The following is a 22,730-nucleotide window of genomic DNA, read 5'->3' on the forward strand; positions in this document are numbered from 1 at the left end:
TCATCTCCATCAGCCGAGCGCCTGCGTGGCGAGGCCGAACACTCTGGGACCTTCGAGCACCGCCGGCGCGGTCCCGCGCACCATGGTGGTGACCGTGTTGACCTTGGGCAGGCCCATGTCTTCGAGCCAGCGCGACATGCCGAGCCCTTCGACCACGTCCATGCGGCAGAACCGGCCGGCGCGCGCGCCCAGCCAGTGGGTGGCCAGCACTTTCGCGCCATCGAGATCGGGCGCGACGATCGGGCCGATCAGGCCGCCGCGACCGAAGCGCCGCAACATGGCGAAGCCGGCAGGCTCGTGATCGCGTGACAGGACGATGGTGCTGGCGTCGCAAGCCAGCGCCTCGAACAGGACGGAACGGTCCATCCCGCTGGCAAGGCTGTAGAGGCCGGGAAGTTCGAGATCGGTCTGGCCCAGCGGGCGGACGCGTTCGCCTGCCCGCAATTCGGCGAGCGGCATCGTCGGCGCCGCGCCCTGGTGCTGGTGGACCATGCCGCAGGGGACGAAGCCGAGCGAGGAGAGCAGCGGCATGCCGTCCTGCGTCGCGCTCAGCATCACGCTGCGCCCTTCGAGCCGATCGAGAGCGGCTTCCATCAGCATCCGGGCGGTGCCATGGCCGCGCGCCCGGTTGGCCACGATCAGCATGCCGAGGCGGGCGTAGTCGGAACCGAAGCGCCAGGCCATGATCGAGCCGATGATGCGGTCGTCGATCGTTGCGACGATGCCTTCGCCAAGCCCGTAGAGAAACTGCCAGTCCTCCCGCCGGTGCGGCCACGACATTTCCTGCGACAATTCGATCGCGGTTTCGAGATCGGCCAGCTTCATGTCGCGCAGCACGATCGGGCTATCCATCAGCGTGGCCAAGTCTGCGACTCCTTGCATTCTCTCCGCCCGGATGGCTGCGGCACGAACCTTGGGCTTGAAGATTTAAGCTCCGCCCCATGGCATGAGTTGCCGGTTAAGCCATCGTTGCAGAACATTGTTCCGTTCTGCGGATAGGAATTTCGCGATCAGTAGCCCCTGCCGCGATCGATTTCGCCGTCGGGTGCTTCCCCGGCCAGTACCCGGCGCACGTTGGCGAGGAGGGAATGAACGGCAGTCTCGCGGCGCGTGACCCCGGCGACGTGCGGGGTGAGCACGATCGCAGGGTGGCTGTAGAACGGGTGCCCCGCCGGTAGCGGCTCGGGGCTGGCGACATCGAGCAGGGCGTAGCGAAGCTGCCCATCGTCGAGCGCGAGTATCAGATCGTCCTGCACCAGGTGGCCGCCGCGCGCGACGTTGATGAGCGAGGCGCCGCGCGGCAGGCGGGCGAAGAGATCCCGGCACAGGATTCCGCGCGTCGCATCCGTGAGCGGCAGGAGGCAGACGAGGATGTCGGTCCGGCTCAGGAACGTCTCCAATCCGTCCGCCCCGGCATAACAGGTCGCGCCGGCAACCTGGGTCTCGCTCCGGCTCCAGCCCAGCACGTCGAAGCCCAGCGGGGCGAGACGAGCGATCGATGCGCGGCCCAGTTCGCCGAGGCCCATGACCCCGACGGTGCGTTCGGAGCAGAGCAGCACGTCGTGCGCCTGCCAGTTGCCGTCGCGCTGCTGGGCCATGTAGGCGGGCATGTCGCGGTGCAGCATCAGCGCCGCCGTGGCGACGAATTCGGCCATGGTGTTGGTGATGCCGGTCTCGATCATCCGCACCACCCGCACCTGCGGCGGCAGCAGCGAAAGGTCGAGCTGGTCCACGCCCGCGCCGATGCTGAAGACGACCTCCAGGTTGGGAAGCCTTGCGATCAGTTCCGGATCGAGCGTCCAGGCGACGAGGTGGCGGATCTCGGACGGATCGCCGAGATCGGGCCAGCAGCGAAAATCGGCCTCGGGCATCCCTTGCGCGAAGACGGCCTGCCACATCGTGCCGCGTTCGGGATCGCCGGTGTGGAGGATGACGGGAGCGGTCATTTGCGAGAAGCCTTTCTGCGGGCCCGCCACCAGGCGAGCGGTCCGCTGATGCAGAGGAAGAGCAGCCCGCCGGCGGCGGCGAGCATCAGAAGGCGGCCGATCAGGCCCGCGACGGCACCGGCATGAATGGGCAGCGACAGCGCCCAGAGCGCACCGTTGTCCTCCCACGCGGTCGCGGTCATGGCGGCGGGATCGCGAGTCGAGATCGCGACGGTATCGACCGCGATCGCGTTGGCGCGCGGTGCCCGGAAATTGATCGAGAGCGAACCGTCCGGAAGGAAGCGCACGTCGCGCGCCGGCGCGCCGGGAAAGGCGCTGCGTGCACGGTCTAAGGCGGCGTCGGTCGCTTGCGCGTCCCAGGCTAAGGGCGGCGGCGCGGGTGTCGGCGCGGCGAAGGACAGGCTGGGCCACGCGGTCATCACCCCGGTCACCGCGGTTACCAACAGGGCGAGCGAGAGGACGGCGCCGGCGGACCGGTGCCACATCCGCAGCCGCAGCCGCTCCGGCGTGCGCGCGGGGATCTTCAAAGCCTGAACCAGTCGCCGTGTGCCGGGCCAGAAATGCCACAACCCGGTCAGGCTGATGACGGCAAGGGCAAGCCCGTAGAGGCTGACGACGACGAGGCCGGTGTTGCCCGCGGCCAGCCGGAAATGCAGCTGCAGCGCCGCCTCGAGCGGATAGCGCCAGATCGACCCAGCCGTCAGGATTTGCGCGGTGACCGGGTCGATCTGCGCATGACGGACGCTTCCATCGGCGGTTTCGAACTGCGCGAAGACGGGATGACGGGCATCGCGGGGCAGGAAGAGGCGAGCGAGCCGGTCTTCGGGAAAGGCGACGCGGGCGCGATCGGCGATGAGCGATATGGGCGCGACACGCTCATCGGCGGCATGGGGAAGGGCGGTGCCCATTTCCGCCATGTCCTCGCGGAAGAGAAGGACGCCGCCCGTCACCGCCTGCATCGCCAGCAAGGGCGCGACGACCAGAGCGATCCAGCGGTGCAGCGAGAGAACAATTCGCGGCTTCATGCAGACGCACCCCTGGCCCGGAACGGGTCAGGCTGCCCGGTCGGCACCGATGCCGGCCGGGCAGCCTTAGGTAACAAACGTCTCAGAAAGAGAGTTCGACCTTGCCGGTGATCGTGCGCGGAGTTCCCGGCGTAACCCACCAGCGATGGTACGAGGCGGCATACCACTCCTCATTGAAGAGGTTGGTGACATTGACGCTCAGGCGCAAGTTGTCGGTCGGTTCCAGCGCGGCCAGCGCCCGCACCAGGGTGTAGTCGGGGAGGTAGAAATCGACCCCCGTTTCGCCCAGGCGCTTGCTGACGTAGTTGACGCCGCCGCCGATCGTGGCCTTGCCAAGCATGCCGGCCTCGAAGCTCTTGGTGACGAGCAGGTTGGCCTGGTGCTTGGGAATGTTGATCAGCGGATCGCCCACTTCGATCGTCAGACCAAAGTCCTTGTCGGCACCGGCGGAAGTCCACTTCGCATCGGTGTAAGCGTAGTTGGCGATGATCATGATGTCGGATGGCAGATTGGCGGTGATATCCGCTTCGACACCGCGGCTTTTTGCAGCCCCTGCCGCGACAGACAGCCCACTGCCTAACGGATCGGCCGTCAGGATGTTCGACTTCTTCATTTCGTAGACAGCGACCGTCGCATTGATTGCATCATCGAGAGACGTGAAGCGCAGACCCACTTCGTAGGAACGGCTCGTTTCGGGGGGGTGTGCATCACCGTCAGGATCGACCCCGCTATTGGGCCGGAATCCTTCGCCGTAGGCCGCATAAATGCCAAGCGTGTCGGTCAGTTCATAAAGAGCCCCTGCCGTCGGGCTGAAGCGTTCCTTGGTGTAGCCGCCCTGTCCCGACAATTCGAAGTGGTCGTAACGGCCGCCAAGGCGGACCTTGAAGCGTTCTGAAAGGTCGATCTGATCCTGAAAATAGACGCCATACGCCTTTTGGGTCTGATCGACGTCCTGAATCACTGCGGTAGGCACTGGCAGCTGACCATACACCGGATTGAAGATGTCGATCGCGTTGTAGGCGCTCGTAATCGGGCTTCCCGGAACATAGACCGGAGGACGGGAGCGCAACTGGAAGAGGTCAAGTTCGAACTTGTCCCAATCCGCGCCGACCAGGACGTGGTGCGTCAGCGAACCGGTGTAGAACTTGCCCGAGATTTCGCCGCGGATCGTCATGTTCTTCGCGTCATAATCACGGAACGTACGACGGCGGGAAAGGATGTTGCCAGTGTCGTCCAGCGTTTGGCGGCTGGCGGCCAATTCGGGGTCGCTGGAGTAGCCAGTGAAACTGGTGTCGCGATAGCCAGCGCCGATCAGCAGAAACCATTCGCGGGAAAGCTGCTGCTGGAACTGCAACTGGTGGCCCAGCACGCCGACTTCGGTTGCGCCGTTGCCCGGTTCATCCAGGAAGCGCGAACGGGGGATCAGGCCTAGCACGCCGTCAACCGCGACCACGCCGCGTTCGAACGGTACATTGATGTCGGCGTATTCCATCTCATAGCTGATCTTGGTCGTGCTCGAGGGCGAAAACAGGATCGAGGGCGAAGCGACGATCTTGTTCGAATCGACGGTGTCGCGGAACGAGCCGGCATCCTGTGCCGCGCCGTTGATGCGGATGGCCAGCGTGTCGCTGACGACCAGATTGAGATCGGCTTCGCCCCGATAGGTGTCGAAGCTGCCGATCGAGGCCGAGACGCTGCCGAAGTTTTCGGTGATCTGCGCCTTCTTGGTGATGATGTTCACCGTGCCGCCCGGTTCGCCGCGACCGAAGACCGAGCCGTTCGGGCCCTTGAGGACCTCGATCCGCTCGATGTTGGAGGCATCGCGCGGACCGCCGTAGCCACGGCCGCCGTTGAAGCCGTTGACGAGGAAGCCCGAGGGGAAGTTTTCGTCACCCGCAAAACCGCGGATCGCGAAGGAATCCCACAGGCCGCCGAAGTTGTTCTGGCGCGAGATGCCGCTGGCCAGATCGAGACTTTCGGCAAGCCCGGTGATGTTGAGTTCGTTGAGGACTTCGCCGTCCAGCGTCTGGACCGTCTGCGGGATTTCCTCCAGCGGAACGTCGCCCCGGTACTGCTGGCGAAGGCCGGTGACGACGATGTCGCCCGACGTGTCGGCTTCCGGTGCGTCCTGGGCCTGTGCGGCCATGGGAAATGCGGTGCTGGCGGTTCCCGTAACCAGCGCTGCGATGATAGCGGACTTCCAAGTCGTCATGTTCTGATCCCTCAAAGAGAATGAAACGATGTCCTGCTTCGTCGGGCCACCTGCGGCTCAGGATGCCCCTCGCATCCCTTGTCCACCGCGTTGCGGCCTCTCTTTCTAGGTCTTCGAGCCTACGCCGCCGTCCGGGTATAAATCTTCGAAAGAAGGTCGCGCGGCAGCTAAAAATGACGAATCGAAGACTGTCCGAGTGGTTTCTGCTGTTGCCTGCCCTCCTGCCCTTTTGCCAGAACGCGGCATAAGATGCGTCATGGCGACATGCTCCGTTCCTTGCCCGGACTCGCGAGCCGTGTGATGGAACGAAAGCGCCGCTAACCACGCGAATCCGCGCCCGGCAAGGGCGATGGCCTGGTCCTCCACCGGTGAAATCGGGCGCGACCGAGTTCCGGACCGAACCGATCATGCGAAGGGTTTGCGCGTGCAGGCTTGCGAAATCGGCATTTTGTTCTTTTGAGCGGCAGAGTCCGGCATGCGCCTTTGCTGTGGAGCCCTATATCTTTGACGAGGCCGTTCGTTGCGGTCGATGACGGGAATCAAGAATGCTCGAACTGATGGATGAAACCGCCGTGACGGCGTCGGGTCGAACGCTGGCCGACCTGCCGACTCCGGCGCTTGTGCTCGATCGCGACAGGATGGATCGCAACCTCGCCCGGCTGGCCCAGCGAATGGAGCGGTTCGGTGTGACGCTGCGGCCGCACCTCAAGACGGCAAAGTCGGTCGATGCGGCTCGGCGAATCCATCCCGACGGACCGGGCCCGATCACTGTCTCCACGCTGGCCGAAGCCGAATACTTCGCCCGCGAAGGCGGCTATACCGACATTACCTATGCGGTCGGCCTCGATCCGACGAAGGCGCCGCGCGCGGTGGCGCTGTGCCTTGCCGGTGTCGATCTCAAGGTCGTGCTCGACACCCCGGAACAGGCCGCCGCGCTGGGCGAGGCGGCGCGCAAGGGCGGGGCTGCGCCCTCGGTCCTGATCGAGATCGATTGCGACGGTCATCGCGGCGGGTTGGAACCCGATCACCCGGGCCTCGTGCCGCTCGCCCGCGCCATCGAGGACGCGGGGCTGACCCTGGCCGGTGTCCTGACCCATGCCGGCGCATCCTATGACCTGCGCGATCCCGAAGCGCTGGCCGATGCGGCGGAGAACGAGCGCCTCGCCGTCGTCCAGGCTGCCGAGACGCTGCGGGCGGCGGGGTTTGCCTGTCCGATGGTCTCGGTCGGCTCCACCCCCACATCGCATTTCGCCCGCGACCTGACCGGCGTGACCGAGGTCCGGGCAGGGGTCTACATGTTCTTCGACCTCGTCATGCACGGGGTGGGCGTCTGCACCACCGACGACATCGCGGTCAGTGTGCTGTCGACCGTCATCGGGCACAAGCCAGACAAGGGCTGGATTCTCGTCGACGCAGGGTGGATGGCGATGTCGCGCGATCGCGGCACCGCCAGCCAGCCGGTGGATCAGGGCTACGGCCTCGTCTGCGACATCGACGGCGTGCCGTTCGAAGACCTGATCGTCGACCAGGCGAATCAGGAGCACGGCATCCTCGCCCTGCGCAAGGGCAGCACGGCGAACCGGCCCGACCTCCCGGTCGGGACGCGGGTGCGGATCCTGCCCAACCATGCCTGCGCCACCGGCGCGCAGCACGAGGCCTACAACGTGGTCGCGGGCGGTGACGAAGTCGTCGCGGTGTGGCCGCGGATGCGGGGGTGGTGACGATGGCAAAGCCAGAACCGATCGTCGTTCCCGACAGCGTGCCGCCGGCCGGCCATTACAGCGCCGGGATGCGCCACGGCGGCCTGCTCTATGTTTCCGGCCAGCTCGGCGCGCGTGCCGACGGCAGCCACACCCACGACCAGCCGTTCGAGGTGCAGGTCCGCGCCGCGCTCGACAACGTGCTGCGCGTTCTCGGCGCGGGGGGATGCACCGCCGACGACCTGGTCAAGGTGACCGTCTACCTCGTCGGGGTCGAGAACTGGCCGCCGTTCAATGCGATCTACGCCGATGTCATGGGCGATGCCCGACCCGCGCGCGCGGTCGTGCCCGTGCCGGAGCTCCACTACGGATACCTCGTCGAGATCGAGGCGATTGCCGCCTGCCGGGACGCGGACTGATGCCGGGAGATACGCTTGCCATGACCGATCCCATGCGTGCGCTGATCGAGCGCGGAAATCTCGACCGCATGTTCATCGCCGGCGAATGGCGCGCGCCTGCCGGGCGCGATTCGGTCGAGGTCATCAACCCCGCGACCGAAGCGCCCATCGCCCGCGTGGCGCTGGGCAACGCCGACGATGCCCATGCGGCGATCATGGCCGCCCGCGCCGCGTTCGAGGCCTGGTCGACCACCCCGGTCGCGGCCCGTGCCGACATTCTCGACAGGGTGCGGGCGTTGGTGCTCGAACGGGCGGAGGAATTCGCGCAAGTCATCAGTGCCGAGATGGGCGCGTCCATCGCATCCGCCCGCGCCGCGCAAGTGCCCTTTGCCGCGGAACATATCCGCGTTGCCGCCGAGAACGCGCGCTCTTTCGACTTTCTGCGAATGCGCGGCACCACCGCGATCGTGCGCGAACCCATCGGCGTCTGCTCGCTGATCACGCCGTGGAACTGGCCGCTTTACCAGATCACCGCCAAGGTCGCCCCGGCGCTGGCCGCCGGATGCACCGTGGTGCTGAAGCCGAGCGAGCTTTCCCCGCTCAACGCCGTGCTCTTCGCCGAAGTGCTGGAGGCGGCCGGCGTACCCGCGGGCGTGTTCAACCTCGTCATCGGCAGCGGCGCCGACGTCGGCGATGCCCTGTCGCGGCACCCGGAAGTCGACATGGTGTCGATCACCGGTTCGACCCGCGCCGGCATCCTCGTCTCCCACGCGGCGGCCGAGACGGTGAAGCGGGTGACGACGGAGCTTGGCGGCAAGTCGCCGAACATCGTGCTCCCCGATGCCGACCTTGCCACCGCCATTCCGCCCGGCGTGGCCGCCTGTTTCCGCAATGTCGGCCAGTCGTGCAGCGCGCCGACGCGGATGATCGTGCCGCGCGACCGGTTGGCCGAAGTCGAGAAGCTTGCGGCCCGCACCGTGGCCGAGATGCAGGTCGGCGATCCGCTGGACGAGGCGACCACGCACGGCCCCGTTGCCAATCGCGCCCAGTACGGTCGCGTGCAGGTGATGATCGAAAAGGGCCTTGCCGAAGGCGCCAGGCTGGTCTGTGGCGGCAGCGGACGGCCCGACGGGCTGGAGCGCGGCTTCTTCGCGAGGCCGACGGTCTTTTCTGAAGTGACCACCGGCATGGCTATCGCGCGCGAAGAGATCTTCGGGCCGGTCCTGTGCCTGATCCCGTACGACACGGTGGAAGAGGCGGTGGCGATCGCCAACGACACCGAATACGGCCTCGGCGCGCATGTCCAGGGGCGGGATCTGGAACAGGTTCGCGCCGTCGCCGCCCGTATCCGCAGTGGCCAGGTTCACCTCAATTATCCGGCCTGGGATCCGCAGGCGCCGTTCGGCGGCTACAAGCTGTCGGGCAACGGGCGCGAATACGGGGTCGAGGGGCTGGAGGAGTATCTGGAGGTCAAGGCCATCGTCGGCTACGGCAATCCCGCGCTCTGACCCGCGGCTTGCGGCCTTGTGCCGCGCCGCGCGGCGGATACGGCGTAATATTCCGCAGACCCGATGTAACCAGAGGCGGGGGCCGTTCTTTGCCTCCGCCATTCGCTCACGTGAGGCTCTCTCGACATGAACCCTGCCATCAAGCGCATCGCCAGCGACGAAACCCTGCCCGAAGCCGTCGACGTCGTGGTCGTGGGCGGCGGCATCATCGGGTCTTGTGCGGCCTATGTCCTGGCGAAGCAGGGGCATTCGGTGGCGCTGCTGGAAAAGGGCTACGTTGGCTGCGAACAATCGAGCCGCAACTGGGGCTGGTGCCGCCAGCAGAACCGCGACCGGCGCGAGATGCCGCTGGCCATCCTCGCGATGAACATGTGGGATTCCTTTGCCGGAGAGATCGGTGAGGACGTCGGTTTCCGCCGCACCGGCCTCGTCTACGCCACGCATGACGAGGCGACGCTGGCCGAATGGGCGTCCTGGCGCCCGGTGGCCGAGGAATTCGGCGTCGACACCGTGATGCTGACGGGGCAGCAGGCCGCGCAGTTCATTCCCGAACAGCGGCACAAGTGGGTAGGCGGGCTTCATTCGCGCGCCGACGGCAAGGGCGAGCCGGCCATCGGCGCGCCGACCATCGCCGAGGGTGCGCGCAAGTTCGGCGCGACGATCCACCAGGAGTGCGCGGCCCGCTCGCTCGACATCCAGGGTGGCCGGGTCGTCGGGGTGGAGACCGAGAAGGGCCTGATCCGCACGAGCGCCGTGATCTGTGCCGGCGGGGCCTGGGCCTCGCGCTTCGTGCGCCCGCACGGCGTCCGCTTCCCGCAGGCGAGCGTGCACCAGAGCGCGGTGCGGACCAAGCCGATGGCGAACCTCGGCGAAGTGCTCTACTGCTCCGACTTCGCGATGACCCGCCGCCTCGACGGCAGTTACACGCTGGCGATCAGCGGCAGGGCGACGCTGGAACTGACGCCCAAGGGCATCCGCTTCGTCCGCGAGTTCATGCCGCAATTCATCCAGCGGCTGAAATCGGTGCAGGTCGGCATCGGCAAGTCGTTCTTCGAAGGGCCCGACGGATTCGATGGCACGTTCGGCAATGACAACACGATCTTCGAGAACAACCGGGTTCTCGATCCCACACCGCGCGCGCGTCTCCTCGCGGAACTGCTGGCCAACGTTCGCGAGACCTGGCCCGACATCCCGTTCGAGGTCGACCACGCCTGGGGCGCCTATGTCGATTCGACGCCCGATGCGGTGCCGGTGATCTCGACGGTCGATCACCTGCCGGGGCTGGTCGTCGCCGCGGGCGCATCGGGGCACGGCTTCGGCCTCGGCCCCGGCCTGGCGATGCTGGCCGCGCAACTCGCGACCGGTGCGGACACCAGCGTCGATGCCGCGCCTTTCCGGTTGAGCCGGTTCAGCGATGGCTCCTCGATCGAGGTGGGCAGGCTCTGACGCGCTGATCGCGCTTCCGGCAAAACGAGAAAAGGCCGGACCCGCCACGTGGCTGGTCCGGCCTTTTGCGTCCCGGCCTGAAGAGGGAGCCGGGAGCAGGGAGCCTTTCGGGCCGGTCCGGCAATGCGGACCGGCCAGGAGGGATCAGAGACCCACGAGACCGGGCAGGCCGGCGATGCTGGGAATCTCGTTGACTTCGTAATAGCTGTTGAGCGGCTCGTGCCCGCGGTTCACGAAGGCCTTGTCCTTGATGCCCATGTCGTAGGCGGTCATCAGGTCGTAGCGGAAGCTGGAGGAGACGTGCAGCACGTCTTCCGGATTGCAGTTCAGGCTGTCGAACATGAAGTCGAAGGCCTGCATCCGGGGCTTGTAGGCCTGTGCTTCCTCTGCCGTGTAGACCGCGTGGAACGGTGCCTGCAGCGCTTTTACGCTGTGCGGGATCAGGTCGATCATCGAGTTCGACAGGATGACCAGCGGATATTCGGCGGCAACCCGCTTGAGCGGTTCGACCACGTCGGGATGCGGACCCCAGTTGGGGATGTCGGCATAGACCTCATCGGTATCGCTGTCGCGATATTCGATGCCCAGCCGCTTGCAGGTGCGGCGAAGCGCGCCTTCGACGACTTCCTTGTACGGGCGCCACGGGCCCAGCACGCCGTCGAGCCGGGCGCCGGAAAAGACCTCGACGAACTCGTCCATCAGGGCCGGGTCGGCGATGCGATCGGCATAGATTCGCCGGGCCGCGGGGCCCATCTCGAAGTAGATCAGCGTTCCGTAGCAGTCGAACGTAATGTATTTCGGGCGCAGGGCCATCGTACCGATCCTTCTGGTATGTCAGTCTGGCGATATTGCCCCCGGCCGGACGGACAATGCCACCGGTCCTTGACCCGACAAGTCGCCTTCCCGCCGAAATCGCGCCATCGTCAAAATATTCTGCCGTGAGGCCGCAGGATGGACCGCGGCTGCCCGGCCAGTCGCTTCGGCGACGGAGCGGGCAAAAGGCATAGGGCATGTCGATTGCCGATCTGGCAGTTTGTGCCGGATTCGCGTTATGCCCGGTGCAAGCTGCCGCGTGTAAAGGATGCCTCGGCCACCCCGACGAGCGGTCTTGCCCTAGACCGGGCCGAACGGATCGCAAGCGAAAGAGACGACGATGCTGAAACTGACCGACCCGCAGGAGATCGCGCACATCGTGGCCGACATGACCGCGATCCGCCGCGACATCCACGCCCACCCCGAGCTCGCCTACGAGGAACATCGCACCGCCGGCATCGTCGCGGCGACGCTGCGCGATCTGGGCCTCACGGTGATCGAGGGGGTCGGCACGACCGGAGTGGTCGGCACGCTGACGCGGGGCCGTTCGGCACGTTCGATCGGGCTGCGCGCCGACATGGATGCGCTGGGGTTCGATGAGGAGACGAACCTGGCCTACCGCAGCGTGCATCCGGGCAAGTTCCACGGCTGCGGGCACGACGGGCATACCGCGATGCTGCTGGGCGCGGCGCGGCACATCGCCGCCAGCGTCGATTTCGACGGCACCGTCCACTTCATCTTCCAGCCTGCCGAGGAAGGGCTGGCCGGAGCGAGGCGGATGATCGAGGACGGCCTGTTCGAACGCTTCCCCTGCGACGCGGTCTATGCCGTCCACAACTGGCCGGATCTGCCGGTCGGGCGGTTCCAGACCCGCCCCGGCCCTATCATGGCCGCCGCCGACCGGTTCGAGATCACCTTGCGCGGAAAGGGCGGACACGCCGCCCTGCCGCACCAGACGCCCGATGCCATCCTTGCCGGTGCGGATCTGGTCATGCAACTCAACACCGTCGTCGCGCGGCGCATCTCCGCCTTCGAATCGGCGGTGCTGTCGGTCACCCAGTTCCACGCGGGCCGCGCGCACAACGTGATTCCGGCCGAAGTGGAGATCATGGGCACCGTCCGCAGCCTGTCGCCGTCGGTGCGCGACCGGATCGAGGCCTGCGTGCGCGACATGGCGGCGGGCGTGGCCAAGGGGCATGGCGTCACCGCCGATCTCGTCTACGACCGCTATTATCCCGCTACCGTCAACGATGCCGCCTGCGCCGAAAGGGCGCTGGCCGCCGCCGCCGCGATTCCGGGGGTGGAGGCATCGATGGCGCCCGAGGCGGCGTTCACGTCGGAGGATTTCTCCTTCATGCTGGAGGCTCGGCCGGGCGCCTATTGCTGGCTGGGGCAAGGGACGGGCGACGGTTCGCCCGCGCTGCACAACCCGCACTACGACTTCAACGACGCGGTGACCGGCATCGGCATCGCCTGGTTCGCCAATCTCGTCAGCCAGCAGCTGGCGCCCCAGGCCTGATGTCGCCGCGCCAATTCGCGATCAGCGCCGCCGACGTGCGCAGCGCGGCGCGCACGATCGCAGGTGTCGCGGTGCGCACGCCTCTGCTCGAATACCGCTTCCTGAACGAGGGGGTCGGCGGCCGGGTGCTGGTGAAGTTCGAAGGCGCGCAGATCGGCGGCTCGTTCAAGTTTCGCGGTGCCTACAACCGGCTGGCCCGCATTGCCGAGGCGGATCGCGGCAAGGGCGTCGTCGCCTGGTCTTCGGGCAACCATGCGCAGGGCGTGGCGGCGGCGGCGCGGATGCTGGGCATCCCGGCGACCATCGTCATGCCAGCCGATGCGCCCGCGATGAAGCTGGCCAACACCCGCGCGCTGGGTGCCGAAGTGGTGACTTACGATCGCGCCACCCAGTCGCGCGAGGAAATCGCGGTCCAGCTGGCGCACGAGCGCGGCGCGGTCCTCGTCCCCTCGTTCGACGATCCCCACATCATCGCCGGTCAGGGCACTTGCGGGCTCGAGATCATGGCGCAGGCGACGGACGCCGGGGCCACCATCGGGCAGGTGCTGGTATGCTGCGGGGGCGGCGGGCTGGTCGCCGGGATCGCCACCGCGATTCGCGACGTGCAGCCCGATGTCGCGATCCGCTCGGTGGAACCTGCCGGTTTCGACGATACCGCGCGTTCGCTCGCATCCGGTCGGCGCGAGGGGGTGGAGGCGGGTGCCGTTTCGATCTGTGACGCGCTCCTGACTCCGATGCCGGGGGAACTGACCTTTCCGATCAACCGCGCGCTGCTGGCTGGCGGCCTTGTCGTCAGCGACGACGAGGTGCGTTTCGCGATGCGCTACGCCTTCGAGGTGATGAAGCTGGTCGTCGAACCCGGCGGCGCCGTGGCGCTAGCTGCGCTGCTGGCCGGCAAGGCGCCTGCGGTCCACGGTGCGACGGTCGTCGTGGTGTCGGGCGCGAACGTCGATGCCGCGCTCTTTGCCGAGGCCATCGCGGCGCGCTGACCGGCAGCGACCGCAAGTTCGTACAGAGGTCAGGGCCGATAGAGGTCCTTGTAGAAACCCGATACCTTGAGCGTGACCGTCACCGGCGTGTCGCCCTTGTTGCGCCAGTACCAGCCGTGGCTGCCCTCGATCGGGGCGACGAAGGTGCCCTTCTGCGAGGTCGCCTCCTTCTCGATCCAGTAGCTGGTGAACTCGTCCTCGGCGGCGTTCGGCGGTTCGCCGTGCATGTCCACCTTGACCGGACCGGTTGCCTGCCACTCGAAGGTATAGCCGTCGCCCTTCAGCATGTGCGCTTTCACCTCGATGCCGCTATGGGGCTCGAGTTCGATGACCTGCTCGTCCGTCCGCCAAGGAGTCCTGGATTCGATCGATTCGCGGGTCGGGGCGTTGGCGACCGCGGCGACAGGCGCGGCATCCGCCGGCGTTTCGGCCGCTTCGGCTTCACCGGCACCCATGCCGGCGATGCCGAGCGCGCTGCCTGCGCCGGTCGGGTCGATCCCCGCTTCGGCTGGAAGCACGAACAGGACGACCACCGCGCCCGCTACGGCAAGCGCGCCGAGCGAAGCCTTGGCCAGTGCCTTTGGCGAGGCGTGGGCGGTGGGCGGGACGTTGGAACCGGTCGAGGTGTTCATGTCAGACCCCTTGAGTGGTGAAATAGCCGGTCAGCTGGTAGCCGACGAGGACGAAGCCGGCGCACATCAGCGCCGCATTGGCGAGAATGGCGCTGCGCTGGAAGCTGGGCGAAAAGCGCCACAGGTTCATCGCGATGAGGATGACGGCGAGCGCCAGGAATTGCCCCAGCTCGACCCCGACGTTGAAGGCGAGGAGGTTGGGGACCAGGCCGTCCTGCGACAGGGTCAGGTCCTGCAGCTTGGTCGCAAGACCGAAACCGTGGAACAGGCCGAAGACCAGCACCGCCGCCTTGGGATCTGGCCGTTTGCCGAACACCGTCGTGAACCCGTCGAGGTTGTCGAACGCCTTGTAGGCCACCGAAAGCCCGATGATGGCATCGACGATGTAGGGATTGGCGTGAATGTTGAAAATCGTGCCGACGAGCAGTGTCGTGCTGTGACCGATGGCGAACAGCGTGACGTAGATGCCGACGTCCTTCATCCGGTAGAGGAAGAACACGACGCCTGCCAGGAACAGCAGGTGGTCGTAGCCGGTCACCATGTGCTTGGCGCCCAGGTACATGTATGGCGCGATGTTGATGCCGGTGGCGCCTTCGATGAAGGCCTGGTCGCTTTCGGCGACGCCATGCGCCCGGGCGATGCCGGCAGCGGCGAAGCAGGCCACGATGGCCGCGAAGGCTCCGAAAGACCGGGCCGCGCGCGAGGCGCGGCCCGGCAAGGTGGAACTGTCAGATACGGCCATCGGTCCCCTCCGTTTCCGCGCCGCTTACTTCAGCGCGAAGGTGAGGAAGGTCTTCGACGCGTCCTTCTTGCTGACCAGCGAGACGACGGCCTTCGACCCTGCGCCCAGCTTCAGCCCGGCGGCGGTGAGCTTGTTGCCCGACACGGGCTTCAGCGCGGTCGTCGTCTTCGCGCCGGCGGCCGGGGTGACGATCAGCTTGGCATCGAAGCCCGATGCGGCGATCGGCTCGTCTTCCTCGGTCAGGTAGATGTCGACGCCCTTGGGGGTGCGGACCAGCTCGGCCATGATCTCGCCCGACATCTGCACGACGCCGCCGTGCGATGGCTTCATGCTGCCGTGGGCCAGCGCAGGGGAAGCGGCGCCGATGACAAGACCGGCGGCGAGGAGAGAGGCGAGAATGCTGTTCTTCATGTCATGTTCCTTTTGCGACCTGACGGGGATGATACGCGCAATGGCGCATCATCCCTTGGCGTGCCTTATTATTCCGGAAGCTTCGGCAGTACGAAGGAGAGCGTCGCGCGCTCCTCCATCCGGTCATACTTCGTCGGAGCGTCGCTGGCGGTGATCAGGATGCCGACAACGACGTTGTGACCCTGGTTGCGGATGCGGATGGTGGTCGTGCCGTCAGCGCCGGTCACGGCGGGAACCTGGTCAGGGTCGGTCACGTATTCGGTGAGGATCTGTGCGCCCGCGACGGGCTGACCCTTGTAAAGCGCCTTCACCATCAACGGCGCGCCCATCGCTTCCGGGACCGGGCCCATCGGAACAATTTGCAGGGCGTGGCCCGGAATGACCGGCACCTTCGCGTCGAGCGCGTTCATGTGCACCGCATATTTGAAGTTGTGTTCGGACAGCTCGATCTCGCCGGGCACTTCGTCTTTGCCCTTGTTGTGCCACTTGCCGGTCTTGTCCTTGGTCCACATGCCGTAGTCCATCGCTGCGGCGATGACGGCCAACGGCTCGTCGCTGTCGACGACGGGGATCGCGCCGGCGGTGCGGAAGCGGGTGGGAACGGGCTGACCGTCGGCATCGTAGCCCGTGATGGACGTTATCTTGTCCAGCCGCGAAACCGCATCGAGATCGTCGGAGCCGACACCGTAAATCAGGGCCATCTGCTTGGCGCGCTGGGCGAACCAGATGCCGTGCGCCTGCGCGGGGATGCTGCCGGCGAACGCGGCGAAGGCGGCAAGGCCGCAAAGGGCCGAGGAAAGGGTCTTGGTCTTGCGTTTCATGACATCGCTCCGGGAGTTGGCTGGACAGGCTTCGACTGTGACCGGTCCTGACAGACAATATTGCCGAAAATCCATCTCTCGCCGCATGAAAGCCGTTCCGCAGTGGGGATATGCGGAAGATTGAGGTCGTCGGGCACCCTTCGTTGGCCAGTCGCCGCATGAGGTGCGTACCGCCGGTGCCGCGCCGTGCCGAAGGCGTTCCGGTCCTGCCGAAAGGCTCGATTTCGGCACAGCGTGCTTCCCGGCCACGGCACTATCGGCAAGATCGCCCGCGCGAGCCCGCGTAGAAGGTGTGCATTCCATGCCGTTTCCAGGAGCCCGAACGATGACCACCGAGACCCGATGCCTGACCGCCTTTGACGTCGGCGCCTTTGCCAGGGCGAATCGCGGTGCCGCGATGGCTGCCTCCGACCCTTTCGGCGCCGACTCGCTGGCCCTGGACGTCAGCGCCGGGCCTTGCGAGGTCGGCACCGTCACCTTTGCCGAGGGTGAGGGCGAGGCCGGCGAGACGCGGGGCGACGTGCTGGTGTTGGTGCTGGATGGCACGCTCACCTTGCGCGACGGCGACACCTCGTTCGAACTCGACGCGGGGCAGGCGGCGGGTATCGGCCGCGGCACCGATTTCGCCTGGTCCGCCGACGAGAAGACGCTCGCCGTCTTCCTGCGCTATCCCAACGAGACGTCCGCGAAGCCCGGCATCATCGCAATCGACAACGACGCGCCGCTTGCGCCTTCGAACCCGCCGGCCGCCGAAGTGCTGCTGAGCGACGTGCCGCAGTGCCGGGCCAACAACATGTTCGTGTCCGCCGACACGGCGCTGAAATGCGGCATCTGGGATTCGACGCCGTACCAGCGCATCGCGATCCATTGCCACCACACCGAACTGATGCACCTGCTGGCAGGCAGTGTGACCTTCGTCGACGGCGAAGGAACTTCGCGCAGCTATGCGGCCGGCGATACGGTCCTGCTCGAACGCGGCGCCGATGCGACGTGGGACAGCCGCACTGATGTCGCGAAGATCTACGCTACCTGGCGAACTCCCGCCTGATCGCTTCACGGCGTGAAAAAGCGCCGGTTCGGTCGGGACAAGTCCGGGGCCATGCTGGCCTCGGGAGGCGATTGCGCCTATCGCGCAAGGGATCGCCGCCGGCACCCTCCACGCCTCGATGGCCGTGACCGGGCGGGCATGGGAACCCGGACGTGTCCAGCCAGAGCATGCCATTCGACCTCGAACTGACGCTGCCCCTGCTGGCAGGGTTGGTGGCGGGCCTGTTGATCGGGATTGAACGCGGCTGGAACCAGCGCGACCAGGTGCGCGGCATGCGGGTTGCGGGCATTCGCACCTTTACCCTCATTGGCACGATGGGCGCGCTCGTCTCGCTCGTTGCGCAGGCGATCTCTCCGGTCGTGGCGGCAGTGCCGCTGACCGGGCTGGTCGTCGTTCTCGTCGCGATGTTCCTCAAGGATGCCGGCCGGACAGGCAGCCGCGACGCGACGACGATGGTCGTCGCGCTCGTCACGCTGGCACTGGGCCTGATGGCCGGGGCGGGGCACATGGCCATCGCGGTCGCCGGTGCGGCGCTGACTACTTTCGTGCTGGCGTTGCGGCGGCAGCTTCACGGACTGGTCAGGGCGCTCAGCGGCGACGAAGTGCAGGCGATCGCCCGCTTCGCCGTGCTGTCGCTCGCGGTGCTGCCCTTCCTGCCCGATGCGCAGTACGGCCCTTATGATGCGTGGAACCCGTTCCGGTTGTGGCTCGTCGTCGTGCTCATCACCGGGTTTTCCATCGCCGGCTATGTCGCCAATCGCGTGGTCGGCGAAAAGCGCGGGACAATCGCGACCGCGCTGATCGGCGGGGCCTATTCCTCCACGGCGGTGACCGCGGCGCTCGCCACGCGCCTGAAGGCGGAGGAAAGCGGCCCCTTTGCCACCGGCATCGCGCTGGCCAGCGCGGTGATGTATGTGCGCGTCATCCTGTTGACCGTGGTGATCGCGCCGGTCGTCACCTGGCCGCTGGTCCGCCTGATTGGCCCGGCGGCGCTGGTCGCCTTTGCTGCCGTCGCGGTGACCTGGCGGCACGAGGAGGAAGGGAGGGGCGCGGCGGGCCAGCTCGCCCGCAAGCCGTTCGAGTTCCTGCCCGCGCTGATCTTTCTCGCCGCGGTTGCCGCCGCCTCGCTGCTCGTCGCCTGGGCAGAGGCGGAATACGGCGAGGCGGGCGGCGGATTGTCGCTGTTCATCGCCGGCAGCTTCGATGTCGATGCCGCCATTGTCGCGTTCTCCGCACTGCCGCCCGGCGCGGTCGGCGCGCCCATCGCGGCGCTGGCGCTGGCCGGGACGGTCGCGGTCAACATGGCGTTCAAGACCGGCATCGTCGTCACCACCGCCGGCTGGCAGGCCGCTCGCGCCGCAACCCTTGCCCTCCTGTCCAGCACCATCGTCATGCTGCTCTTGATCGGGTGGGAGATGGTGGTCCTGTTCGGCTGATCCTGGCGGGCCGACTGTCGTTTGTCGGAAAATTGCACCGGTTGTGTCAGGATCGGTTGTAACCGCCGCCGGACGCAGTATGGGCGGCATCGGATGGCAGGGATTGTTCTGGCCGTGACGGGACGGGGTTCGACAGGGTCGGAATCGGCTGAAGCTCCTTCGGGGCTCGCGGCGACGTATCTCGACAACCGCGATGTCCTGCTCCGCTTCTTGCGCGCGCGCGGGGCCGGCGATGCGGCAGAAGACCTGCTCCACGAAATCTGGCTGCGGATCACCCGCGCGCAGACCGGCCCGGTCGCCTCGCCGCTCTCCTACCTCTATTCGGTTGCGAACATGGCGATGATCGACCGCCACCGCTCCGCCATGCAGGCGGCGCGGCGCGATGCGCAGTGGAGCGAGACGCGCCGCGATCACGAACCGTCGCCCGAAGCGGGCATCGCCGACGCGCAGGAGGTGGCCTCAGTCCTCGCGGTGATCGACCGGCTCGGCCCGCGCGCGGCCACCGCCTTTCGCCGCCACCGGATCGACGGCGCGGCGCAGAAGCAGGTCGCCGACGAACTGGGGGTCAGCCTCAGCACCGTCGAAAGCGACTTGCGCAGCGCCTATCGCGCGCTGCTCGAATGGAAGGAGCGCCGCGATGCGACCTGATGCGCCAAGGCCGGCCGGCATCGACTCCGTCTCCCATCCGGAAGGAGTGCGCGATGGCGATTGACGATTCCGGGCAGGAGGCCGCGATCCGCAAGGAGGCGCTGGACTGGGCGGTGCGAACCGGCGATGCGGCCTTCGCCGACTGGGAGGCGTTCACCGCCTGGCTGGAGCGGGATCCGCGCCATGCCCAGGCCTACGACACGGTCATGGCGGCCATCGGCGATGCGGCGGAGGTTGTCCGAGGCGCGACGCCGGCGAACGACGATGCACCCATTGCCGTCGCTCCCGCGCCGCAGCGCCACTGGCTGGGCGGTCTCGTCGCGATGGCGCTGATCCTTGTCGTCGGACTGGGCCTGTGGCGGGTCAATGCGCCCGATTTCTACACCGTCGAGACCGCGCCCGGCGTTATGCGCACCGTCGATCTCGGCAGCGGTACGCAGGTCGCGGTCGCCGGCGGATCGCGCATCGAATTCGATCGCCGCGATCCGCGCTACGCCAACCTGGAGGCGGGGCGCGCCCTGTTCACGGTGCGCCACGACGAGAGCGATCCGTTCCGCGTCACCGTCGGTGCCGACACGCTGATCGATGTCGGGACGGTGTTCGAAGTGCGCTACGACGATGCGGCCTTCAGCGTCGCGGTGTTGGAAGGTGCGGTGCAGTTCAATCCCGACGGGGCGAACGTGCATGTCGCGGCCGGGCAGCAACTGGCGAGGACAGCCTCCGGGTTGCAATTGTCGCCGATAGCGGGCGCGCAAGTCGGCGAATGGCGTGAAGGGCGACTGACCTTCGAAGGCCAGCCCCTGTCCGCCGTGGCGCGCGATCTGACCCGCGCTACCGGCATCGCCTTCGCAGTCGCCGGGAAGAGTGCGGCGCAACCGGTCTCGGGCTCGATCCTCGTCGATCCGGTGCGCAAGGACCCGGCCTCGCTCGGCCCGATGCTCGGTGTCGCGATCACCCGCAAGGGCGAAGTCTGGATGCTCGGCACGCCCTGATGCGTCCGCTCGCGATCCTGCTGACGGCGACCACGCTGGCTCTCGCCGCGCCCGCAGCGGCGAGCGAGCGTGCCGTCGTGACCGGTGCCGGCACCGCGGGATCGGTCGCCATTGCCCTGGCGCGGCAGACGGGCAGCAGCATCGTCATTGCCGATCCGGTGCTGGCGCGCCGGTCGGTCCCCGCCATCAGGGGCCGCATGGATGCGGCGGGCGCGGTGCGAAGACTGGCCCGCGCGCTGGGCGGAAAGGCCGTCGCCACCGGCGCCAATGCCTGGCGGATCGTGGCGGCGCCCGCGCCGGTCGCCCGGCCCGCGGTCCGGCGCGAAACGGCGGGGCCGCGATCCGCTGCCCCGGTCGAAGTGCCGTCCGGCGCGCCGATCGTGGTGCAGGCGACCAAGCGCGACTTGCGGCTCGACCAGATCCCGGCGCAAGTCTCGGTGCTCGACGGCGAAGCGCTGGCCATCGGCGGTGCCGGCGGGACCGAGGAGATCACCCGTCGCCTTGCCACCGTGTCGTCGACCTATCTGGGCAGCGGGCGCAACAAGCTGTTCATTCGCGGCATCGCGGATTCGAGCTTCACCGGCCCGACCCAGGCCACCGTCGGCCAGTATTTCGGCGATCTGCGCCTGTCCTACAACACGCCCGACCCCGACTTGCGCCTGTCCGACATGGAGCGGGTGGAAGTGCTGGAAGGGCCGCAGGGCACGCTCTACGGCGCGGGCGCGCTGGGCGGGATCATCAGGCTCGTGCCCAACCGGCCCAGCCTGTCGGACGCGACGGTCGCGGGGCAGATCGGCGGCGCGCTGACCAGCCACGGCTCGCCCAGCGGCGATGCCAGCGTCACGGTCAACCTGCCGGCAGGCGATGCCATTGCCATCCGCGGCACGTTCGACGCGGCCGTGCAGGGCGGCTACATCGACAAGCCCCGGCTGAACCGTGACGACGTCAACCTCACCCGCATCCTGGGCGGCAGGCTGGCCGCGCGGGCGGATATCTCGGGCGACTGGTCGGTCGAAGTGACCGGTCTCGGCCAGTCGATCGACGCGCGCGACGCGCAATACGCCGACCGCGGCGACCCGCCGCTGACCAGCACCGCGCCGATGACCGAGGGCGCGGACATCGACTATGCATTGGCGGCACTGGTCGTCACCGGCAGGATCGGCGCGGTGCGGCTGCGCAGCACGACCGGTATCGTCTGGCAGGACCTGGAGGAACGCTACGACGCGGCGATGGACTACGATCCGGAGCGGCTCTTCGTGCAATCCAGCCGCTCGCGGATGATCGCCAACGAAACCCGCGCCTGGGTGCCCGAAACCGACGGCTTCGGCTGGCTGGTCGGCGCGAGCCTGACGCGCAGCGAGGCGGAACTGCGCCGCCGCTTCGTGGCATCGGACAAGGCCGACATCGCCGGCGACAACGCGCTGGCCGCGATGGGCGGGCCGAGCCCCGGCGTCACCAACACCGTGGACGAGGCGACGCTCTACGGCGAAGCCAGCCTACGCATCCTGCCCGGCGTGGTCGCGACGGCGGGCGGGCGGCTGACCTGGGCGCGGCTCGGCGGCGGGGGCGAGGACGTGGCGATGGACATTGCCGCCGCCCGCTCCGACGTCACCGAGCATCGCACGGCCATCGACGTGCTGCCTTCGGTGGCGCTGCACAGCGAACTGTCGGACCGGACCGTGCTCTACGTCCGCTACCAGGAAGGCTTCCGGCCCGGCGGCCTCGCCATCGAAAGCGAATTCGTCCGCCGCTTCCGTTCCGACCGCACCGCGACTTACGAGATCGGCGCGCGGCACGGTTCGGCGGCGAGCGATCCGCTGCATCTGGCGGTCTCGCTCTCCCACACCGACTGGCGCAACATCCAGGCCGATTTCATCGACGGCAGCGGCCTGCCCAGCACCGCCAACATCGGCGACGGGCGCATCTGGTCGGCCAGCCTTTCGGGCAGCGCGCGCCTGGCCGAGGGCTTGCGGCTGGAGGCTGGGGCGACGTGGAACCGCAGCAAGATCGACGAGCCGGTCATGGCCCTGCGCGCCCGCACCCGGCAGGTGCCCAACATCGCCGAATTCGCGGGCCGCGTTGCCCTGTCCTATGCGGGTGACGTGGGATCTGCCATGCGCCTCAACGCCGATGCCTGGCTCGGCTATATCGGGCCTTCTCGGCTCGGTATCGGGCCGGAACTGGGCAACCGGCAGGGCGACTATCTCGACACCGGCATCGAAGTGCGCCTCGGCAGCGATGCGATGGGCCTCAGCCTCACGGTCGACAACATTGCCGACGTTCGCGGTAACCGGTTCTCGCTCGGCACCCCGTTCAGCGAGAGCCGCGACCAGGTGACACCACTGCGCCCCCGCACCATCCGCATCGGCCTCGACCGGCGCTTCTGAACTTTTTTCAAGGCTGGCCGCCGTCCGCTCCGTCTGACCGATCGAAACGATCTGGGA

Annotated in this window: 20 protein-coding genes; 11 read left to right on the forward strand and 9 right to left on the reverse strand. The window is 67.4% G+C overall.

Annotation, left to right across the window (positions count from 1 at the left end):
* Positions 1–9 precede the first annotated feature (9 nt).
* The 4 genes from J2X37_RS03800 to J2X37_RS03815 form a co-directional block, all read right to left on the reverse strand.
* Entirely contained in the window at positions 10–864 is an 855-nt protein-coding gene (locus J2X37_RS03800) for a GNAT family N-acetyltransferase (protein ID WP_310017917.1), read from the reverse strand.
* Between the two features lie 146 nt (positions 865–1,010).
* Positions 1,011–1,946 (reverse strand): glyoxylate/hydroxypyruvate reductase A, encoded by a 936-nt coding sequence (locus J2X37_RS03805; protein ID WP_310017920.1) that lies wholly within the window; start codon positions 1,944–1,946, stop codon positions 1,011–1,013.
* Positions 1,943–2,971 (reverse strand): PepSY-associated TM helix domain-containing protein, encoded by a 1,029-nt coding sequence (locus J2X37_RS03810; protein WP_310017922.1) that lies wholly within the window; start codon positions 2,969–2,971, stop codon positions 1,943–1,945. The genes J2X37_RS03805 and J2X37_RS03810 overlap by 4 nt, the downstream gene beginning before the upstream one ends.
* 82 nt (positions 2,972–3,053) lie before the next feature.
* The gene (locus J2X37_RS03815; protein ID WP_310017926.1) at positions 3,054–5,183 is read right to left on the reverse strand and encodes a TonB-dependent receptor; all 2,130 of its coding nucleotides are present in this window, start codon (positions 5,181–5,183) and stop codon (positions 3,054–3,056) included.
* A gap of 545 nt (positions 5,184–5,728) precedes the next feature.
* On the opposite strand from J2X37_RS03815, the gene J2X37_RS03820 reads away from it, so the two are divergent.
* The 4 genes from J2X37_RS03820 (at position 5,729) to J2X37_RS03835 (ending at position 10,235) form a co-directional block, all read left to right on the forward strand.
* Complete coding sequence (locus J2X37_RS03820) at positions 5,729–6,904, forward strand: DSD1 family PLP-dependent enzyme (protein WP_310017928.1); 1,176 nt, start codon at positions 5,729–5,731, stop codon at positions 6,902–6,904.
* 2 nt (positions 6,905–6,906) lie between these two features.
* Positions 6,907–7,302 carry a RidA family protein gene (locus J2X37_RS03825; protein ID WP_310017930.1) on the forward strand — a complete coding sequence of 132 codons (396 nt, stop codon included), beginning with the start codon at positions 6,907–6,909 and terminating at the stop codon, positions 7,300–7,302.
* 20 nt (positions 7,303–7,322) lie between these two features.
* On the forward strand, positions 7,323–8,789 hold the full coding sequence (locus J2X37_RS03830) for an aldehyde dehydrogenase family protein (protein WP_310017931.1): 1,467 nt from the start codon (positions 7,323–7,325) through the stop codon (positions 8,787–8,789).
* Between the two features lie 126 nt (positions 8,790–8,915).
* The gene (locus J2X37_RS03835) at positions 8,916–10,235 is read left to right on the forward strand and encodes an FAD-binding oxidoreductase (RefSeq protein ID WP_310017933.1); all 1,320 of its coding nucleotides are present in this window, start codon (positions 8,916–8,918) and stop codon (positions 10,233–10,235) included.
* 144 nt (positions 10,236–10,379) lie between these two features.
* On the opposite strand, the gene J2X37_RS03840 is transcribed toward J2X37_RS03835, so the two are convergent.
* Complete coding sequence (locus J2X37_RS03840) at positions 10,380–11,048, reverse strand: haloacid dehalogenase type II (protein WP_310017935.1); 669 nt, start codon at positions 11,046–11,048, stop codon at positions 10,380–10,382.
* A 340-nt stretch (positions 11,049–11,388) separates the two neighbouring features.
* On the opposite strand from J2X37_RS03840, the gene J2X37_RS03845 reads away from it, so the two are divergent.
* Both J2X37_RS03845 and J2X37_RS03850 read left to right on the forward strand, forming a co-directional pair.
* Positions 11,389–12,567, forward strand: a complete 1,179-nt coding sequence (locus J2X37_RS03845) for a M20 aminoacylase family protein (protein ID WP_310017937.1) — start codon at positions 11,389–11,391, stop codon at positions 12,565–12,567.
* Positions 12,567–13,556, forward strand: a complete 990-nt coding sequence (locus J2X37_RS03850; protein ID WP_310017940.1) for a threonine/serine dehydratase — start codon at positions 12,567–12,569, stop codon at positions 13,554–13,556. Before J2X37_RS03845 ends, J2X37_RS03850 begins: the two co-directional genes overlap by 1 nt.
* A gap of 29 nt (positions 13,557–13,585) precedes the next feature.
* Here J2X37_RS03850 and J2X37_RS03855 read toward each other — a convergent pair whose 3' ends face one another.
* The 4 genes from J2X37_RS03855 to J2X37_RS03870 all read right to left on the reverse strand — a co-directional run bounded on the left by J2X37_RS03855 (position 13,586) and on the right by J2X37_RS03870 (position 16,162).
* Complete coding sequence (locus J2X37_RS03855; protein ID WP_310017942.1) at positions 13,586–14,188, reverse strand: hypothetical protein; 603 nt, start codon at positions 14,186–14,188, stop codon at positions 13,586–13,588.
* A 1-nt stretch (position 14,189) separates the two neighbouring features.
* Positions 14,190–14,930, reverse strand: coding sequence for a HupE/UreJ family protein (locus tag J2X37_RS03860; RefSeq protein ID WP_310017944.1), 741 nt, complete (start codon positions 14,928–14,930; stop codon positions 14,190–14,192).
* A gap of 24 nt (positions 14,931–14,954) precedes the next feature.
* Complete coding sequence (locus J2X37_RS03865) at positions 14,955–15,341, reverse strand: hypothetical protein (RefSeq protein WP_310017946.1); 387 nt, start codon at positions 15,339–15,341, stop codon at positions 14,955–14,957.
* A 68-nt stretch (positions 15,342–15,409) separates the two neighbouring features.
* Entirely contained in the window at positions 15,410–16,162 is a 753-nt protein-coding gene (locus J2X37_RS03870; RefSeq protein ID WP_310017948.1) for a DUF4198 domain-containing protein, read from the reverse strand.
* Positions 16,163–16,487: 325 nt separating this feature from the next.
* On the opposite strand from J2X37_RS03870, the gene J2X37_RS03875 reads away from it, so the two are divergent.
* The 5 genes from J2X37_RS03875 (at position 16,488) to J2X37_RS03895 (ending at position 22,673) form a co-directional block, all read left to right on the forward strand.
* On the forward strand, positions 16,488–17,210 hold the full coding sequence (locus tag J2X37_RS03875) for a cupin domain-containing protein (RefSeq protein ID WP_310017951.1): 723 nt from the start codon (positions 16,488–16,490) through the stop codon (positions 17,208–17,210).
* Positions 17,211–17,362: 152 nt separating this feature from the next.
* Entirely contained in the window at positions 17,363–18,646 is a 1,284-nt protein-coding gene (locus tag J2X37_RS03880; RefSeq protein WP_310017953.1) for a DUF4010 domain-containing protein, read from the forward strand.
* Between the two features lie 93 nt (positions 18,647–18,739).
* A complete protein-coding gene (locus J2X37_RS03885) occupies positions 18,740–19,294 on the forward strand; it encodes an RNA polymerase sigma factor (RefSeq protein WP_310017956.1) in 555 nt (184 codons plus the stop codon).
* 53 nt (positions 19,295–19,347) lie between these two features.
* On the forward strand, positions 19,348–20,286 hold the full coding sequence (locus J2X37_RS03890) for a FecR domain-containing protein (RefSeq protein ID WP_310017958.1): 939 nt from the start codon (positions 19,348–19,350) through the stop codon (positions 20,284–20,286).
* Entirely contained in the window at positions 20,286–22,673 is a 2,388-nt protein-coding gene (locus tag J2X37_RS03895) for a TonB-dependent receptor domain-containing protein (RefSeq protein WP_310017961.1), read from the forward strand. The genes J2X37_RS03890 and J2X37_RS03895 overlap by 1 nt, the downstream gene beginning before the upstream one ends.
* Positions 22,674–22,730 lie beyond the last annotated feature (57 nt).

It is taken from the genome of Croceicoccus sp. BE223, assembly GCF_031457155.1.
GTDB lineage: Bacteria > Pseudomonadota > Alphaproteobacteria > Sphingomonadales > Sphingomonadaceae > Croceicoccus.